General features: G+C 68.1%; 13 protein-coding genes and 1 pseudogene. 3 read left to right on the plus strand and 11 right to left on the minus strand.

Features of this window, described 5'->3' with window-relative positions; translation table 11 throughout:
- Nucleotides 1–26: 26 nt before the first annotated feature.
- Nucleotides 27–1,082, minus strand: a complete 1,056-nt coding sequence (locus ACOZ38_RS32985) for a sugar ABC transporter substrate-binding protein (protein WP_424534970.1) — start codon at nucleotides 1,080–1,082, stop codon at nucleotides 27–29.
- Between the two features lie 123 nt (nucleotides 1,083–1,205).
- Between ACOZ38_RS32985 and ACOZ38_RS32990 the strand changes: the two genes are divergently transcribed.
- The 3 genes from ACOZ38_RS32990 (at nucleotide 1,206) to ACOZ38_RS33000 (ending at nucleotide 5,976) form a co-directional block, all read left to right on the plus strand.
- Nucleotides 1,206–1,880: a GntR family transcriptional regulator gene (locus ACOZ38_RS32990; protein WP_424534971.1), complete on the plus strand. Its 675-nt coding sequence runs from the start codon at nucleotides 1,206–1,208 to the stop codon at nucleotides 1,878–1,880.
- 183 nt (nucleotides 1,881–2,063) lie between these two features.
- Nucleotides 2,064–2,249, plus strand: coding sequence for a hypothetical protein (locus ACOZ38_RS32995; protein WP_424534972.1), 186 nt, complete (start codon nucleotides 2,064–2,066; stop codon nucleotides 2,247–2,249).
- A gap of 265 nt (nucleotides 2,250–2,514) precedes the next feature.
- The gene (locus ACOZ38_RS33000; RefSeq protein ID WP_424534973.1) at nucleotides 2,515–5,976 is read left to right on the plus strand and encodes a right-handed parallel beta-helix repeat-containing protein; all 3,462 of its coding nucleotides are present in this window, start codon (nucleotides 2,515–2,517) and stop codon (nucleotides 5,974–5,976) included.
- 263 nt (nucleotides 5,977–6,239) lie between these two features.
- On the opposite strand, the gene ACOZ38_RS33005 is transcribed toward ACOZ38_RS33000, so the two are convergent.
- The 10 genes and pseudogenes from ACOZ38_RS33005 to ACOZ38_RS33050 form a co-directional block, all read right to left on the minus strand.
- Entirely contained in the window at nucleotides 6,240–7,604 is a 1,365-nt protein-coding gene (locus tag ACOZ38_RS33005; RefSeq protein WP_424534974.1) for an FAD-dependent oxidoreductase, read from the minus strand.
- A gap of 26 nt (nucleotides 7,605–7,630) precedes the next feature.
- Nucleotides 7,631–8,341: a maleylpyruvate isomerase family mycothiol-dependent enzyme gene (locus ACOZ38_RS33010; protein WP_424534975.1), complete on the minus strand. Its 711-nt coding sequence runs from the start codon at nucleotides 8,339–8,341 to the stop codon at nucleotides 7,631–7,633.
- Entirely contained in the window at nucleotides 8,341–9,189 is an 849-nt protein-coding gene (locus ACOZ38_RS33015; protein WP_424534976.1) for a fumarylacetoacetate hydrolase family protein, read from the minus strand. The genes ACOZ38_RS33010 and ACOZ38_RS33015 overlap by 1 nt, the downstream gene beginning before the upstream one ends.
- The gene (locus ACOZ38_RS33020; protein ID WP_424537220.1) at nucleotides 9,186–9,329 is read right to left on the minus strand and encodes a hypothetical protein; all 144 of its coding nucleotides are present in this window, start codon (nucleotides 9,327–9,329) and stop codon (nucleotides 9,186–9,188) included. The genes ACOZ38_RS33015 and ACOZ38_RS33020 overlap by 4 nt, the downstream gene beginning before the upstream one ends.
- Before the next feature lie 99 nt (nucleotides 9,330–9,428).
- Nucleotides 9,429–10,046 (minus strand): annotated as a pseudogene (locus ACOZ38_RS33025) (3-oxoacid CoA-transferase subunit B); the annotation flags it as partial.
- 6 nt (nucleotides 10,047–10,052) lie between these two features.
- Nucleotides 10,053–11,783: a CocE/NonD family hydrolase gene (locus tag ACOZ38_RS33030; protein ID WP_424534977.1), complete on the minus strand. Its 1,731-nt coding sequence runs from the start codon at nucleotides 11,781–11,783 to the stop codon at nucleotides 10,053–10,055.
- A gap of 24 nt (nucleotides 11,784–11,807) precedes the next feature.
- Nucleotides 11,808–12,746 carry an MBL fold metallo-hydrolase gene (locus ACOZ38_RS33035; protein ID WP_424534978.1) on the minus strand — a complete coding sequence of 313 codons (939 nt, stop codon included), beginning with the start codon at nucleotides 12,744–12,746 and terminating at the stop codon, nucleotides 11,808–11,810.
- The gene (locus tag ACOZ38_RS33040; RefSeq protein WP_424534979.1) at nucleotides 12,743–13,669 is read right to left on the minus strand and encodes an alpha/beta hydrolase; all 927 of its coding nucleotides are present in this window, start codon (nucleotides 13,667–13,669) and stop codon (nucleotides 12,743–12,745) included. The genes ACOZ38_RS33035 and ACOZ38_RS33040 overlap by 4 nt, the downstream gene beginning before the upstream one ends.
- 4 nt (nucleotides 13,670–13,673) lie before the next feature.
- On the minus strand, nucleotides 13,674–14,792 hold the full coding sequence (locus ACOZ38_RS33045) for an FAD-dependent monooxygenase (RefSeq protein ID WP_424534980.1): 1,119 nt from the start codon (nucleotides 14,790–14,792) through the stop codon (nucleotides 13,674–13,676).
- Between the two features lie 14 nt (nucleotides 14,793–14,806).
- Nucleotides 14,807–15,760 (minus strand): phosphotriesterase family protein, encoded by a 954-nt coding sequence (locus ACOZ38_RS33050; protein WP_424534981.1) that lies wholly within the window; start codon nucleotides 15,758–15,760, stop codon nucleotides 14,807–14,809.
- Nucleotides 15,761–15,775: the final 15 nt, after the last annotated feature.

Here is a 15,775-nt window from a genome sequence, read left to right on the forward strand (position 1 = left end):
GGGAGGCTCCTACTGGGCGTGAAGGACTACTTGCAGGACAGGTACTGGCTGTCGAACGTCTTCTTCAGCTCGTCCGTCTTCGCCTGCCGGTCGGTGTCATAGGTGTCGACGTTGGCCTTGTCGACGACGAAGGAGCCGGAGTCGATGATCACTCCCGACTCCGTCATCGTGCAGCCGCCCGCGAGCTTCATCAACGCATACGACCCGACGGACGCCTGGCCGACCGGGTTCTGCAGCACGGAGGCGGCGACCGATCCGTCCCGGATGGCGGCGAGGATGGTCTTGTCGTCGTCGATCGCGACGACCTTGATCGGCAGCTTGGCCTGCTTAACGCCCTCGGCGGAGGCGACCGCGGGGTTGTAGGCCGTGTTGACGATGCCCTGGATCTGGTCGCCCTTGGCGGCGAGGAGGTCGGCGACGGCCTTCTGCGCCGTCTGCAGGTCCTTGTCCACGTCGGTCACGGTCTGCAGGAGCTTGACCTTCCCGCCGGTCTCGTCGACCGCCTTCTGCACCCCGGCGATGCGGCGCTGGGTGTTGGAGTCCACCTTGTTGCCGGTCAGGTGCACGAGGTTGCCCTGGCCGCCCATGGCCTGGATCGCGGCCTGCGCCGCCTTGTAGGCGGCCAGCTCGACGTCGGTGGACAGGCAGAACTCCGCCTTGTTGACGCTGCCGGCCGGACAGGACGCCAGCGAGGCGACCCAGAAGCCCTGCTTCTTGAGGTCGTCGAAGGTGGCGTTGATGTTCTCCGGGGAGACGCCGAAGATGCCGAAGGCGTTGTAGCCCTGCGCGGCGAGGGACTTCAGCACGTCGTTCTGCTTGGTCTGGTCCCAGTTGGAGGTCTCGTTGAAGGTGGCGTCGCCGAGGCCCAGATCGGTCTTCACCTTGGCGGCCTCGTCCTTCCACGGCTGGAAGTAGGGGTGTGCCCCACCGGGGACCAGGGCGATTTTGACCTGGGCAGGCGTCCGGGTGGTCGCACCGGCCGTCGCTGTGTCGTCGCTCTTCTTGGTGCAGCCGGCGGTGGCAGCGGCGGTGAGCACCAGAGCGACAGCCAGTCCGCCGAGCCGAGTGAGGGGTAGATTCATGACTGCACCTCTCCGAGGGATAGATCCTATAGGATGTTCCCCGGATGTATAGTCCGCCCCGGCGAGGTCGTCAAGACCTGATACCCGGGGAAATGTTCCGACTTCGTAGGAAGATTGGGCTGGATGGCACCCCCCAAACCGATCCGACTCAGGCGGTCCACGCTCGGCGACGATGTGTATGACACGCTCAGGGCGCTAATCCTCGAGCACAGCATGCAGCCTGGCGACCGCGTCAACATCGACGCGCTGGCCCGCGAACTCGACGTCTCCCCCACACCCGTCCGCGAAGCGCTGGCCCGCCTCGAGGCCGACGGGCTGGTCCGCAAGCGCCCCCTCGTCGGCTACACCATCAGCCCCCTGCTCACCCGCGCCGAGTTCACCCACATGTTCGAGTTGCGGCTGCTGCTCGAGTGCGCCGCCGCACGATGGGCCGCCGAGCGAGCCTCCCCCGAGCACCGCGAGGCGATCGCCGCGGAGGCCGCCACATCGATAGCGCCGGAGGGGGACGACCCCGACGGCTGGCGCTGGCATGCGGCCTTCACCACGCACGACGCCCGGTTCCATAACCTCATCGCCGAGGCGTCGGGCAACCCCTTGCTCCGCGACGGCCTCGACCGCTTGCATGTCCATCTCCACCTGCACCGGCGGTACTTCCCCTACACCCAGGCCGGCACGACAGGCGAGGAGCACCAGCGTGTCGCCGCCGCCATCCAGGCCGGCCGCCCCGACGACGCAGAAGAGGCCATGCGTGAGCATCTGACCAGGGCACGCGAGCGGCAGCTTCCGGCCTTCGACTGATTCCGGACAAGGCACCGCGCAGCTCGAGTCCGAGGGCCTGGCCCGCAAGGAGCAGCTGCGCGGCTCCTTCACCACACCGGTCCTGACACCCCGGCGGATCGCCGAACTCGCCGGCGACAAGCAACTGTTTCAGGCGTTCGTCAGGACCAACTGCCACCTGCATCTGTTCGCCAGCGCTACAGCATGCGGCTCGGCACCGCGATCATCGCGGAACATCAGGCCATCGCAGCAGGCGACGCGGATCTGGCCACGCTCGCGGCCGCCTCTGGCCGGGCATTCGCCACCGTTTGCCGTCGCGCACCGCGGAGCGCCCGCGATGGCGCTGGTGCGCTGCGTTCAGCCGCGGCGTTTCGTGTCGCGAAGGGCTGACGTCTTCATCGCGAGCCGCCACTCTGAGTGTCGCCATGTTACGCCGGGTTTTATCTTGACCTTCGTACACCGGCCCTGCATTCTAGATAAAATTTCCTATAGGTTCCGTGCAGACTGGGAGTCCCCCGTGATCCGCCCCCCCACTCCACGACCGCTTACAAGCCCTCCCGCAGCCAAACGGTCCTCGTCCTCACCGCGCTGTGCCCCGTCAGCCGGACGCGGCACCGGCACCCGGCGTGGTCTGTATCTCGGCACCATCATCGCGATGGTGCTCGGCTTGGCAGCCGTCGCGGTCGGCGCCCCGGGCTACGCTGCCGCCGAGGCGGCGCACCGTATCTACGCGGCCCCGCACGGCACAGGCACTGCGTGCACCGCCGACAAGCCCTGCTCGATCCAGCAGGCGCAACTCTCCGCGCGGACCGCTGCGGCCGGCATGGACTCTGACATCCACGTGCTGCTGGCTGGAGGTACCTACTACCTCGCCGAACCGCTCACCTTCACCTCGGCCGACTCCGGCCGTAACGGGTCCCGGATCGTGTGGAAGCCCGCAGGTCCGCAGCGGCCCATCCTCTCCGGCGGCATCCCGCTGAGCGGCTGGGCGCCGGCCGCGGACGCCCCCAACCGCTGGAGCGTCGACGTCCCCGATGGGATCAGCACCCGCGGGCTCTATGCCAATGACGTCCGAGTGCCACGCTCGCGGGGCACCAACCCCGTGACGCTGACCCGCACGACGCCGACCTCGAACTTCGCCAGCGGCGGCTACACCGCAGCCAACTCCTCGCTCGCGTCGTGGCGGAACCCCGACCAGATCGAGTTCGTCTACGACAACCACCAGGCCTGGGGCCAGAGCCGCTGCCTGGTCGGCAGCATCGTGGGCACCGCGGTGACGATGTCGCAGCCCTGCTGGCAGAACACCCAGCGCCGCTCCTCGCCGATCGGCCAGGGCAACGACAACCCGTCCGGCGGCTTCCCAAGCTTGGCGGCGAACTCCCAGCCCACCTGGATCGAGAACGCCTTCGAGCTCATGAAGGCGGGCGACTGGTACTACGACAAGTCCCTGCACAAGGTCTACTACTGGCCCAAGAGCGGTGAGGACCCCGCGTCCATGACCTTCGTGCTCGCCGTCAACGAGCACGTCGTCCACAGCGAGGCGAGTTGGACCGATCCACTTGCCAACGTGACGTTCACGGGCATCGAGTACGCGCACACCACCTGGTACCAGCCGAGCACCAACGTCGGTTTCTCCCAGATCCAGGCGAGCAACACCGTCACGCTGCCGAACGGCTACAACTTCCAGGGCCTGTGCCAGTACGTGACCAACCCGCCTGTCTTCCCACCGGCCGGCGAACTGCCCGGCCAGTGCCCCACCGAGAACTACACACCGCCGACCGCGGCGGTGCAGCTGAGCGGCACGAAGAACGTCCAGTTCCTCAACAGCAGGTTCCGCCACATCGGCAACGCCGGCTTGTGGCTCTACCACGGCGCCAACGGCGACCTCGTCGAGGGCAACGAGTTCACTGACATCTCCAGCAACGGCCTCGTGCTCGGTGCGATGGACGACCCGCTGCCGCTCGACGACGACACGGACGAGATCGCGATCAACAACTCGATCCGCAACAACTACCTGCACAACGTGGCCGAGGAGTTCTCCGGCGGCGTGGGCATCTCGGTGTACTACACGAGAGGCACCGTCGTGGAGCACAACCAGCTGATGGACATGCCGTACACCGGCGTGAGCTTCGGCTGGGGCGGCCACCACATCGATATCAACCACCTGACCGCGGACCCGAGCATCAACCAGGACAACGCGATCCGCAACAACGTCTTCATCAACACGATGCGTGACCGCAGCGATGGTGGGCCGATGTACACCCAGGGCCACCAGTCGAACAACACCTGGGAACACGCGCTGCAGGTCACCGGAAACGTCGCGTTCAGCAACCCCGGCCCGCGGTACTTCTTCTACCACGACGAGGGCAGCAGCTACATCCTGCTCGACGGCAACGCCGAGTACGGCAACGGCGGCGGCTTCAACGGCGGCTGCACCACACCCGGCCCGGTTCGGGTCACGAACAACTACCGGGTGGGCGCGATCAACAGCAACATCTGCAGCTTCAACGGCCCGGCGGCGAACTTCACGAGCCAGGGCAACGTCCAGATCTCCGGCAACCCGAGCCCCGGCGTCATCCCGAACTCGCTGCTTTCCAACGCCGGCCTGCAGACGGCCTACCAGCACCTGCTGTACCAGCAGCCGCCGCGGATCTACATCGTGAGCGACCCCGACTCCGCCGCCGGCACGCTGATCTCCGGGTCCGGCTTCAGCCCGGACTCCCAGGTGGCCATCGGCGACTATCCCGCGAAGCTCGTGCAGTACGTCTCGCCCAACTACCTCATCGCGCACTTCGCCCCTGGCAAGACCAAGGGTGACCTCACCGTCACCAACGCGGCAGGCGTCGGGACCAAGTCTGGCCTGGTCGGCGGTAACAACGTCGCCCTCGGCAAGCCGGCGTCCCAGATCTCCACGCTGACCGGCTACGGCGACCTGAGCGCGGGCAAGGGCGTGGACGGCAACACCAGCGGCGACTACACGCAGCAGGCGATGGCTCACACCAACTCCGCTGCCAACGCCTGGTGGCGAGTCGACCTGGGCCAGGTGTACAACCTCGACAAGATCCAGGTGTGGAACCGGACGGGCGCCCAGGCAGAGGTGGACCGCGACAAGGACTACTGGGTACTAGTGTCCAGCACCCCATTCACCGACGACAAGCCGGCTGCGGCATGGGCGGCGACGCCCGGGGTCTGGTCGTTCCATGACACCGGCACCATGGGCCGGCCCACCACCATCAGCGGGCCGATGACCGGCCGCTACATCCAGGTACAGCTCAGCGGGACCAACTACCTGGTCGTGGCCGAGCTGATGGCCTTCACGGCCGAGACGGCGCCGCCCCCGCCGGTCATCACGTCGCCGGCCGACGCCTCGGCGGGCGACGGCGTGGTCACGGTCACAGGCTCCGCCGAACGGTGGTCGACCATCGCCGTCAGGGACGGCAGCACAACGGTCTGCACCACCGAGGCCGACCTCACCGGCAGCTGGTCGTGCACACCCGAGTCGAGTCTCGCGGCCGGCTCGCACAGCCTGACCGCGACCGCGACCAACGCCAACAAGCAGACCTCCGAACCCTCCACGCCGGTCTCGTACCTGGTGCTGAACGGCACCGGCTTCACAACCGGCGGCGGCTGGTTGACCGAGCCAAATCTCGGTACGAAGAGCGACTTCGGGTTCACCGCGAAGTACCTGAAGAACGGCAACATCCAGGGCAACAGCCAGTACACCTACCGGAAGACCCTGACCGCCGACCAGGTCGCCAACCCTGCGGGTGGCTATCTGCCCGCAGGTGACTACGACTGGACCATCAAGAGTAACGCGATGACCGCGTTGGGACAGTCCTGCACGAGCACCAAACCGAAGGTGTGCACCGCCACCTTCACCGGGAAGAGCACGATCACTGCCGTCAACCGGGCAACTGGAATCGCGTACAGCCTAGGCGGCAACAACCAGTTCCAGGTGGACGTCACCGACAACGGCGAGCCCGGCTCGGGCAAAGCGACCACCAACCCGGACACCTACGCGATCCGAGTCTGGGACGCCAGCGGCACGTACTACCAGCTCGGCACGCCGACTGCGCAGCTGCCGCTGAACGGAGGCAACATACAGGTTCGACCGTAACCGCAACGAGGAGCGGCCCGAGACCCAGCGGTCTCGGGCCGCTTTCTTTCCGGCAGATTCAACCGACGTAAAGGGTCATCGACTTTTTCGTCGTCAGGTCGAAGTCGACGGCCACTCCTCTGGAATGAAGCACGAAGGACGCTACCGATCGACGCCGACAAAACGGGGTCAGCCGCACAGCGCCCATAGATGCACGTTGTCATCAGCGCTGTCGTCAAAGCCAAACAAGAACCCCCCAGAGCATGCCGCAGATCCGAACTAGCTCAGGAGATGGCCTGGTCTGCGGAGATGTTCAGTATTGCGGATCGTTGGACAGGTCCGGCGGGTGAATGTCCGGCTGGTATCGGGGATGCTTCCGCCCTGTCGGTCAGGCCGGAGACACCGACGGAATCCAGCGGGATCGGCGAGAACATCGGCGGCTCCTTCTCCGGCGTCAGCGCCGTGGGGCCATAGATCCAATCGGTGAAGGAGTAGTCGTAGGTGTCGCGGGCCCGCAGGAGCACGTTGCGCTGGAGGCGGGCGACGCCGTCCAGGTGCCACAGCTCGCCCCAGGCGCGGGCCGTGGTCAGGACGCGTCGGCAGTGCTCGGGGCGGACGGCTTCGTAGGCTGCGAGGGCGCCCGGCCAGTCGATCGAGCCGTCCTTGGCGCGGCGCGCGGCGACGTGCTTGGCGAGTACCCAGCCGTCCTCGATGGCCATGATCGCGCCCTGCGCCATGTACTGCAGCGGCGGGTGGGCGGCGTCGCCGAGCAGCGCGATGTTGCCGTCGACCCACGTCATGATGGAGTCGCGGTCGAACATCCGCCACCACCGGTCGCGCCACATCAGCGGGATGCCGGCCTGGACGTCCGGGCAGGTCGCGGCGAAGGCGCTGTCGAGCTCGTCGGGTGTGCCCCAGTCCTCCTCGCCCGCGAGGGCCTTGGGGGACTGGAAGACCGCGACCTGGTTGAGCATCTCGCCGCCGCGCAGCCCGTAGTGGACGAAGTGGCAGCGCGGGCCGACGTGGACCGAGACCTCCGTGAGGTCGACGTCCCGGCCCGCCTGTTCGATGGGTATGGCGGCGCGGTAAGCGACGTAGGAGGAGCTGACCGGCTCGTCGTCGGCCAGGAGCCGGCGTGCGACCGAGTGCAGGCCGTCCGCGGCGATGACGATCCGAGCCTCGTCGGCGCGGCCGTCCTCCAGCAGTACCCGGGCGCCGTACTCGGTGTTCTCATAGCCGCCGGCACGCGCGTCGGTGACCAGGTCGACTCCCGCGCGCCGGCAGGCACGCAGGAACATGCCGTGCAGGTCGCTGCGGTGGATGACCATGTAAGGGAAGCCGTACTCGCGCTCCAGGTCGACCAGGTCCAGGCGGGTCAGCTCGCTGCCGTCGACGGCGTCGCGCATCACCATGCTCGTCGGCAGCACGCCGAGGCTCTTGGCCTCGTCGAGCAGGCCGTAGTCGTACAGGATCCGGGTGCAGTTGGGTGCGATCTGGAGGCCGGCGCCGACCTCGCCGAACTCGCGGGCCTGCTCCAGCACGCGCACCCGCAGGCCCTCGCGGGCCAGAGCGAATGCCGCGCTCAGGCCGCCGACGCCGCCCCCGACGATCAGGACATCGACGGGGTTCGCGGACGTAGGTGTGGTCACGTTGCTCTCCTCGGTGCCGTGAACGCTCACAACCACGCCGGCAGTGTCGGAGCGGGGGACCCGTCGGTCGCGGTCAGGGCGTGCGGACGGCCGGCGAGGTACGCCGCGACCTCCGCGAGCGGGCCGGTGACCGCGGTGGCGTCGTCTTCACCGGACGGTTCCCAGCGGTCACCGGTGTCGGCGGCGGTGAGGACCACCGCGGGCCCGGGAGCGTTGCCGCGCTTGCCCGCGATGTCGTCGGCCAAAGCGGCCAGGAAGCCGGTGGGAAGGTCGGCGAAGGCGACACCGGCGGCCAGGTCGACGGCGTGCACGCAGACCTCGCGCGAACGCAGCCACGGGATCTCGGTCGCGGGGACCGTGCGGCCCTGGGCGGTGACCACCTCGGCGTCCCACTGTTCGGAGCTCAGGGCGGCGGTGCCGGCGGCGAGCCGGTCCGCGGACTCGTGCAGCCAGGCGGCCAGTTCGGCGGCCGGCTTCTCGGAGCCGGCCGCGATGTCGGCGTTGCGCTGTTCGATCGAGGAGTACATCGGAGTCTCCTCGCCGGTCGCGGCCCAGCGCACCAGGTTGCTCAGCGCGCCGGCGTTCGCCGCCACGTGCGCCACCAGGTGCTTGCGGGTCCAGCCGGGGAGCCCGGAGGGGGCGAGATACTGCTCCTCGCCCCACCCGGCGACGGCGCCGAAGAACAGTCTGGTGCCCGCCGCGCTCCAGCTCAGCGCGTCCTCGAAGGTGCGGCGCATCAGGCTGCGCCCTCCTCGGCCACGGTGTTCTCGAGCCGGCCGATGCCCTGGATCTCGGTGACGACGCGCTCGCCGCCGGTCAGGTAGCGCTTGGGGTCGCGAGCGTGGCCGACACCGCCGGGGGTGCCGGTGGCGATGATGTCGCCGGGGTTGAGGCGCACCACCGTCGAGATGTACTCCACCAGCGTGACCGGGTCGAAGAGCAGATCGCCGGTGTTGTCGTGCTGCATGACCTCGCCGTCGACGCTGAGCTTGACCTCGAGCTCAGGGCGTACGCCGCCGGGCAGCTCGTCCGGGGTGACGACGTACGGGCCGGCCGGGGTGGAGGAGTCCCACATCTTGCCCTGCAGCCACTCGCGGGTGCGGAACTGCCAGTCCCGGCAGGTGATGTCGTTGAGGACGGTGAACCCGGCGATCGCGGCCTCGGCCTCCACACCCCTGGCACGGCGGACCGGCGCGCCGATCACCACGGCGAGCTCGACCTCCCAGTCGAACTCGGTGGTCTCCTCAGGGCGGGCGATCTCGTCGGTGGCGCCGATGAGGCAGTCGGCGAACTTCGCGAACAAGGTGGGATACTGCGGAAGTTCGCGGCCCATCTCCTGGATGTGACTCTTGTAGTTGAGTCCCACGCAGACGACCTTCGAGGGGCGCGGGACGACCGGCGCGAAGTCCGCGCCCTCGACGGGGTAGGTCCTGGCGGCGTTCGCGTCGACGGCCGCGGCCTTCTCGGCCCACCCGTCCTGGGAGAGGAGTTCGCCGAGGTCGGTGGGGCCGAGGTCGACCAGCCGGTCACCGTCGAGTCGCACGGCCCGGGTCGAGCCGTTGACGCGGAGGGTGGCGAGCTTCATCGGGTGGTCCCTTCGATACGGGTGTCGTGCTGGGAGCGGTTGAGCTGGAGGGCCTCGAAGACCGGGGAGTCGCTGAACCGGAACAGGTCCAGCGAGCCTGAGTCGGAGTCGGTGGAGCCGGCCTTCACAGGGGTGCTCATACGGCTAATGTTGCTACTGTCCCACCCTGCAGAACGGCTAATTCTGCTATGCAGAATCGGGAGGAATCGCGCCCCCTCGTAACCGACGGACGGGAACGGTCAGTGGATGTCGACCGCGAGCGGGACTTCCAGCCGGGCGCGAAGCTCCTCGACGGAAGTGTCGAACGACTCGAGCACGCGGACGCCATCGGGGGTGATCTCCAATACGGCGTGGTCGGTGTAAACACGACTGACACAGCCGACACCCGTGAGGGGATAGGTGCAGGTGGGCACAAGTTTCGGGCTACCGTTCCTCGCGAAGAGCGTCATCATCACATAGACCCGCTTGGCGCCGATCGCCAGATCCATCGCGCCGCCGACGGCGGGGATCGAGCCGGGCGCGCCGGTGTCCCAGTTGGCGAGGTCACCGCTCGCCGACACCTGGAAGGCACCCATGACGCACACGTCGAGGTGGCCGCCACGCATCATGGCGAAGGAGTCTGCGTGGTGGAAATACGCAGCTCCAGGCAGCTCGGTGACGGGCACCTTGCCGGCATTGGTGAGTTCAGGGTCGACCTCGTCGCCGACAGCCGCGGGGCCCATGCCGAGCATGCCGTTCTCGGTGTGGAGGACGACGCCGATCTCGGCCGGAAGGTGGTCGGCGACCTTGGTGGGCTGGCCGATGCCGAGATTGACGAAACTGCCCGGCTCGATGTCCCGCGCGACCCGGGCCGCGAGCGCGGGCTACCTGTTCTCCGCCGCGGTGCGCTTCGTGAACGGCAGCACGAGCCGGGACTGGTGGGCGGCGTCGCGATAGATCTTGTGGGTGACGGGGCGACCCACCGGCAGGTGGAACGCGTCCGGCGGCAGCAGCGAGTTGTGCGCGTCGGCCAGCGGTTCGTCGTTGGACAGCTCCACCACCAGACGGTGGCCGGGGTTGAACGTCGCCGCGAACGGGCAGAGCCGCAGGACGTACTCCTCGATCTTCCCGGGCTCCACCGGCACGGCGCGGGTGTGCGGGTGGTACGGGTTGCCCTCGGTCGTCCGGTCGTCCAACTCGCGGTGCGACGCCTTGAGGAAGCCTGTGGTGATCAGCTGGCGGCTTCCGTTCGGGGCGACGTCCCACAGCCGCATGATGAAATTCGTGTCATCCTGGTCGATCTCGGCGAACAGGTGCGCCGCACCGGTGCCGATGAGCTCCGTGGGCTCCTCGAACGGCTCGGTGCTCCAACTGACGGTCTCCACCTTGTCGGTCACCGTCAGCGGTGCCTGGTAGAAGCCGTCCGGGGCGGCGTGCTCCGCGCCCATCAGCTCAGGCTCCCAGGAGAGCTTGTGGCGCGGGCGAAGGTACAGCGGCTTGTACTCGATCTCCTTCGGCGGCCACTGCTCTGCGGTGAGCACCTCACGTGAGCCCTCTACGAAGACGCTCACGGCCGGCTCGTCCATGATGCCGTTGTCGATGCCCTTGAGCCAGTACTCGTACCAGCGGAACATCTTGTCGTGCTCCTCGATCCAGGGGCGCGACTGCATCGGCGGGTAGGAGCCGATGTCCAGCTTCTTGGGACCCTTCAGCACGTTGAACAGCTCGATGTGGCCGTCCACGGTCCAGCCGCGTCCCTGGTCGATCTGCAGATGGACCGGGATGTCGATGTTCTCGGCCAGCGCGATGGGATTGCGCTCCTCGTACCACTCCCCGTCGAGGTTGTTCATCACGATGTCGAACCAGAACTCGCGGTTCTTCGGGTACTTCAGCACGTGCACGAGGTTCGGCCACGCGGCCACATCCGGGTCCTGGAGCCGCTCGTCGACGAGTTTCTTGAGCTCCTCCGGGGAGTAGACCTCCTGCATGCGGGACTTGACGTTGGTGTGCGCGATGCCGGAGTCGCCACCGCGTCCCTCGCGGGCGGCCCGCGGCATGAACCACATGATGCCGCCGTGGTAGGTGGTCTCGTAGAAGTCGAAATGGCCGCCGCTGACGAAGATCGCCTTCAGGTGTGGCGGCCGCTCGGCCGCGGCGAGCACCTGCATCGACCCGAAGTAGGAGATGCCGATCATGCCGACGTTTCCGTCGCACCACGGCTGCCCGGCGACCCATTCGATGAGGTCGTACAGGTCCTGTCCCTGGGGAACGCCACCGGAGTTGTAGTTGCCGATCATCACGCCGCCGGAGTCACCGGTGCCGCGCATGTCACCGATGACGTGGACGTAGTCCTCCTTGACGACGCGCGCGATGTCACCGGCCTCGATACAGCCGTCCCACATCGGGCTGGGGCGACGCTGCGGCGGCGTGGTGAGGGCGAGCGCCTGCAGCTCCTTGCCATAGGCGCTCATCGCGATCAGGGCCGGCCGCGGCTTGTCCTCCGTGCCGTGGTAGGCGTCCACGGCGAGGGTGACCCCGTCGCGCATCGGCACCCGCAGGTCCTTGCGGACGGCAATCGTCTGCTCGCCCGCTTGGATCGTCTGGAAGTCGGCCATGAGTGCGAAGTTCCTTGTCCTCTGTCACGAGTTCTGGTTGAAGTGCGTGCGATAGCCGTGCATCGACGTGAAGAACGGCGACGGCTCGAGCGTGGGATCGCCGGTGTAACCGAGCCTGTCGGCGACAGGGGCGAACGGGGAGTACGGCGAGTCCGTCTCCCGCAGGCCGTCCTGAAGGCAGCGGCAGGCCGCTTCGCCGACACCGGCCTCGATGTCCAGGCTCCCCTGGATCGCCTCCCGAGCCTGGTCGGCGTCGAGTTCGACGCCATACGGCATGCCGTCCGCTCGGCGGTACGGGTGCCCGAGGTACAGGTGCCGCGGACGGATCTCGTCGCGCAGGTACCGCAGGCCGGCGCGGTACGCGACCGGATCCACGTAGCCGGGGAAGCCGTTGGCGGCCCCGTGGACCTGGACGGCGTCGCCGACGAACACGGAGCGCCGGCCGTCGAGCACATAGGCCACCGATCCGGGCGTGTGGCCTGGGATCGAGTGGACGGAGACGGTGACGTCGCCACCGAGCGAGAGGGTCTCACCGCCCTTGAGCAGCATGGTCGGCTCCATCTCGCCGGAGATGACCGCATTGGCCGCGGCCGTCACCTTCGCCGCGCCTTCGGGGGCGTTCAGGTACTGCGCCCGACCGTGGAGGTACTCATCCACGTGCGCCCGGCGCGAGCGCAGCATCGGTGCGTCGGCCTCGTGGATGACCACCTGCGCGCGCCGGCCGGTGAGTTCCCACAGGGCGTAGGCACCGCCGACGTGGTCGATGTGCCCGTGGGTCAGCAGGATCCAGCGTACGTCCTCGATGCGGCGCCCGATGGCGTCGAGTGCGGGGACCATGCCCTCGGTGGGCGAGGAGGCGATCCCGGTGTCGACGATGGCCGGCTGGGGGGCGTCGATGAAGAAGCTGTACAGACCGAACCGACCCCACGGCGAGACCAAGGGATGAACGTTCACGTCCGTCATGGCTCGCTCCTCAGGAAGGCGGCTGTCTCCTCGAAGACCCGGTGGTACGCCGGGATCCAGGAGAAGTGCTGCACGAATCCGTGGCCGGCGCCCACGTAGCGACTCACCGTGACGTCGACTCCGGCCTCCTTGAGGCGCCGGCCGTAGAGTTCGCCCTCATCACGCAGCGGGTCGTACTCCGCGGTCACGATCAGCGCGGGCGGCAGCCCGGTGAGGTCGGCCCGCTTGATCGGCGAGACCAGCGGATCGGCGGGGTCGGCGCCGCTGTCGAGGTAGAAGGCGTTGAACGGCTTCAGCCCCGCCGTCTCCAGGCCGTAGCCGACGGCGTTCTCGCGAAGCGAGGCGTAGCGGTCGACGTCGAAGTCGAGATCGAGCGAGGGGTAGAGGAGGACCTGGTGCGTGACGCGATCGAATCCCTCGTCGTGGGCCATCGCGGCGACGGCCGCGACGAAGGTGCCGCCCGAGCTGTCACCGGCGATGGCGAGAGTGGCGCCGTCCCATGCGAGGCGCTCGCCGTTCCCGGCGGCCCATCGCACCACCTCGTAGCAGTCGTGGAGGCCGGCCGGAAAGGCGGCTTCGGGCGCCCGGCGGTAGCCGACGGAGACGACCTTGAGCCCGGTCTCCTTCGCCAGCGACCGCGCGACGTGGTCGTGGGTTTCCAGGCCGCCGAGGAAGAAGGCGCCGCCGTGGAAGTAGACCAGCAGGCCGTACGCCTCGGCGTCGACCGGCGTGTAGATCCGCACGGGGACCTCGCCCGCCGGAGTCCGCGCCGTGGTGTCCTCGACCGAGTGGAGCGGCAGGCGCTCCTCCATGGGAGGAACCTGCGCCTCCTCGGCTGCGCGCATGACGACCGGGTCGAGCGGACCGTCAGGCGGGGCCGGCAGGCCGGCGAGGACCTGGGCGATGTCGGGGTGCAGTGGCATGGCGTCAGGCCTTCGACTTCTGGGACGCGGGCTTCTGGCCCGGGAAGACCTCGTTGATCTCGTCATCGGTCCAGCCCTGGCGCGAGATCCGCTGCAGCTCGTCGGTCACCGGCTTGCGGGTGGCCTGGTAGCGCGCCAGCGCCTCCTTGACGGAGTCGGCCTCCTTGAGGGCGTCGGCGAGGGCGCCGGCGTCCAGGATCGCCGAGTTCGCGCCCTGGCCCTGGTGGTGCAGCATCGAGTGGGCCGCGTCGCCAACGAGGACGACGGAGGCCGAATGCCACGTATCGACCGGGTTGATGTCGTAGACCGCGCGGCAGTTGACGGCGTCCATGTCGAGGCCGCGGGTGATGTTCACGATCCGCTCGTCGAAACCCTCGACGGTCTTCAGTAGGTCGTCCTTGGTGACCTCCGGCGCCCAGATGCCGTCCGGGCACAGGGCGGTGATGTCGAACGAGACCTGGTCGCGGTGGCGCAGCGGCAGGAAGTAGACCTTCGTGCCCCGGCCGATGTACATCCGGAGGTTGTCGTCGACGGCCATCCCGTGGGCGTCGTCGTTGGAGATCACCGCGCGGTAGGCGTGTTCGCCGGAGAACACCGGCTGGTTGTCGCTGAACAGCTGCTCGCGCACGACCGACTTGATGCCGTCGGCACCGATCACCAGGTCGGCGGTGACCGACTCGCCGTTGGCGAAGGTCAGCGTCGCCTTGTCACCCTCGTCCGTGACGCTCTCCAGCTTGTGACCGAGGTGCACCATGCCCTCGGGGAGCACGCCCAGCAGAGCCTCGATGAAGTCCCCTCGGTGGATCAGGTGGGTCTTCTCGCCGAAGGTGTCGATCTCCGGCCACGCCTCCTTCATGATCGGGTCGGCGGTGGCGGTGAGGATCTCGAAGTAGTCGCTCGGCGAGCTCACCTTCGCGATCGCGTCGAAGATGCCCCACTGGCGGAACCGGTCCATGGTGGACGGCCGCAGGCCGATGCCGGCGCCGACCTCGCGGATCTGGCCCGCCTGCTCGTAGACGTTGACGGTGGCGCCGAGGAGGCTCAGGGCCTTGGCCGCAGCCGCGCCGCCGTACCCCGCGCCGACGACGGCGATGTTCAGGTTCTTCAGGTCCGAGGGCTGCATGGTTCTGGTCCTTGTCACTTCTTGATCGAAAGGAAGTCGGCGGGGTTGTCGACGAAGATGGTCTTGATCGCGGCCTCGTCGAGACCGGCGGCGCGGAGGTCCGGGATGAGGTCCGTGAAGATGTAGTTGACGGTGTGGCCCTTCACACCCGGCCAGCCCAGCGGGCTGCAGTTGGCGTCGGCCGAGGCGAGCACCTTGCCCAGGTGCCCCTGACCGATGAACCGGAGGAAGTGGTCCAGCCGCTCCTTGCGCGGACGGGCCCAGAAAGGCGGGTCCTCGAGCTCGGTCTCGTAGCCGAAGGTGTCGAACCCGACCCGGCCGCCCTGCTCCGCGATCCAGGTGTCGCGCGTCTTGTCGGCGTTCACACCATCGTCGACGTGCCCGAACAGGACGCGGTCGAGCGGGAGACCCTCCGCGTCGAAGATGGCGATCGCATTCTCGGCGTCGATCGCGAGGTGGGTCAGGATGGGCACGCCCGTGGTCAGGGCGGCGCGGGCGGCAGCGCGGTAGATGCGCTTGTCCAGGTCCGTCATGCGGCCACCACGGCTCACGCCGACCTTGATGATGCCGGCGCGACTGCCGGTGCCGCCGATGCCGACGGTGATCTCGTGGACGAAGTGCTCGGCCAGGTATTCCACGCTCGCCCGGGCGAAGAACGGCAGCGCGGTGTCGCCGCCGACGAAGCCGGTGCTCGCCACGACGTGCACGCCGGTCTTCGCGGACAGCGACTTGTAATGGTCGACGTCTCGGCCGTTGCAGATGCCGGTCGCGTCGACGAACGTGCCGCCGCCGTACTCATGGAACCGGCGCAGCTTCGGGACGGTCTCCTCGTACCGCTGCTCGGGGCTCTTCCACCACTTCGTGTCCAGCTCGGAGCCCGGCATGCCGTACCCGATGTGCTCGTGGACGGCCACGAGGCCCAGTTCTTCGGCCGGGATCGGCCCCAGGACGGTGTTCACTCTCGACACGGCACTCACCTTTTG

Origin of the sequence: Sphaerisporangium viridialbum, from assembly GCF_049674955.1 — a bacterium.
Lineage (GTDB): Bacteria > Actinomycetota > Actinomycetes > Streptosporangiales > Streptosporangiaceae > Sphaerisporangium > Sphaerisporangium viridialbum.

Bases quoted from the DNA above. Each gene is read 5' to 3' on its own strand.
- ACOZ38_RS32985 (WP_424534970.1), bottom strand. From the start codon at position 1,082: ATGAATCTACCCCTCACTCGGCTCGGCGGACTGGCTGTCGCTCTGGTG.
- ACOZ38_RS32990 (WP_424534971.1), top strand. From the start codon at position 1,206: ATGGCACCCCCCAAACCGATCCGACTCAGGCGGTCCACGCTCGGCGAC.
- ACOZ38_RS32995 (WP_424534972.1), top strand. From the start codon at position 2,064: ATGCGGCTCGGCACCGCGATCATCGCGGAACATCAGGCCATCGCAGCA.
- ACOZ38_RS33000 (WP_424534973.1), top strand. From the start codon at position 2,515: ATGGTGCTCGGCTTGGCAGCCGTCGCGGTCGGCGCCCCGGGCTACGCT.
- ACOZ38_RS33010 (WP_424534975.1), bottom strand. From the start codon at position 8,341: ATGCGCCGCACCTTCGAGGACGCGCTGAGCTGGAGCGCGGCGGGCACC.
- ACOZ38_RS33015 (WP_424534976.1), bottom strand. From the start codon at position 9,189: ATGAAGCTCGCCACCCTCCGCGTCAACGGCTCGACCCGGGCCGTGCGA.
- ACOZ38_RS33020 (WP_424537220.1), bottom strand. From the start codon at position 9,329: ATGAGCACCCCTGTGAAGGCCGGCTCCACCGACTCCGACTCAGGCTCG.
- ACOZ38_RS33030 (WP_424534977.1), bottom strand. From the start codon at position 11,783: ATGGCCGACTTCCAGACGATCCAAGCGGGCGAGCAGACGATTGCCGTC.
- ACOZ38_RS33035 (WP_424534978.1), bottom strand. From the start codon at position 12,746: ATGACGGACGTGAACGTTCATCCCTTGGTCTCGCCGTGGGGTCGGTTC.
- ACOZ38_RS33040 (WP_424534979.1), bottom strand. From the start codon at position 13,669: ATGCCACTGCACCCCGACATCGCCCAGGTCCTCGCCGGCCTGCCGGCC.
- ACOZ38_RS33045 (WP_424534980.1), bottom strand. From the start codon at position 14,792: ATGCAGCCCTCGGACCTGAAGAACCTGAACATCGCCGTCGTCGGCGCG.